General features: G+C 63.8%; 2 protein-coding genes. Both read left to right on the top strand.

Annotation, left to right across the window (positions count from 1 at the left end):
• Nucleotides 1-785: tyrosine-type recombinase/integrase (locus EOC06_RS37530; protein ID WP_128310132.1), on the top strand; the 785-nt coding region annotated here is incomplete at its 5' end.
• Nucleotides 782-1,189: site-specific integrase (locus EOC06_RS37525; protein ID WP_164899007.1), on the top strand; the 408-nt coding region annotated here is incomplete at its 3' end. The genes EOC06_RS37530 and EOC06_RS37525, both read left to right, overlap by 4 nt.

Below are 1,189 nucleotides of genomic sequence, written 5' to 3'. Positions count from 1 at the left end.
GGGCCATGCAGCCGGCAGAGGCACAGCCCGCCCAGTGGGCCAACCGGTTGGCGATGGTTCGCCGGTTCGCGCGCTATTGCAGCGCCATTGACCCGCAGACCGTCGTGCCGCCGCCCGACCTTCTTCCTCACCGGTATCGTCGGCCATCGTCCCCCTATATTTATCGCGACGAAGAGATCATCCGACTGATCGACGCGGCAAAACGCTTGCCGTCGACAGTCGGTCTTCGCCCCCAGACGTATGCCACGCTCTTCGGCTTGTACGCTGCGACCGGCATGCGCTGTAACGAACCGTTGCGTCTCGATCGCGACGACACCGATCTCGTTGATGGCGTCCTGACGGTTCGCGACACGAAGTTCGGCAAGTCGCGCTATGTGCCGCTTCACCCCTCGACGCAACAGGCCCTCAAAATCTATGCGGCCAGCCGAGACCGGTCATGCCCGAATCCGCTGAGCGCCAGCTTCTTCCTTTCCGAACGCGGGACGCGTTTAACCGAATGGGCCGTGCGGTGGACGTTCGTCAAGCTGTCGCGCGAGGTCGGCCTCCGCGGCGCCAATGACTCCCGCGGGCCACGCCTTCACGACCTTCGCCACCGACTGGCCGTGACAACATTGCTGCGCTGGTATCGCAACGGCGTCGATGTCGAATGCCACCTGCCCGAGTTGGCAACCTATCTCGGCCATGCCCACATCACCGACACCTATTGGTATTTGACGGCAACGCCGGAGCTGCTGCAGCAAGCGCTGCTGCGGGCGGAACAATCCCAGCCGGAATCCGGCCAATGAGCGCCGCCCCAACGTTCCCCGCTCTTCTTGAGGCCTTCTTCACCGATCGCCTCATCAGACAACGACAAGCAAGCCCGCATACGCTTGCGAGCTACCGCGATACCTTCTGCCTGCTGCTGGCCTATGCCCAGCGGCAGCTACGCAAGGGGGCCTCGCACGTCACCTTGCCGGATCTCGACACCGCGTTCCTCGGCGCCTTCCTCGATCATCTCGAACGCGACCGCGACAACAGCGCCCGCAGCCGCAATGTCCGTCTTGCCGCCATCCATTCCTTCTTCCGCTATGTGGCGTTGCATGCGCCGGAACACAGCGCATTGGCGCAGCGTGTGCTCGCCATCCCGAGCAAGCGTTATGTTCGCCGGCCGGTCGCCTTCCTCACCAGCGTCGAAGTCGCCGCCTTGCTC

The organism is Mesorhizobium sp. M7A.F.Ca.MR.362.00.0.0 (genome assembly GCF_004023175.1).
In the GTDB taxonomy this organism is placed as follows: domain Bacteria; phylum Pseudomonadota; class Alphaproteobacteria; order Rhizobiales; family Rhizobiaceae; genus Mesorhizobium.
The sequence above is the reverse complement of the archived record's forward strand: the minus strand, read 5'-3'. Positions and strand labels throughout refer to the sequence as shown.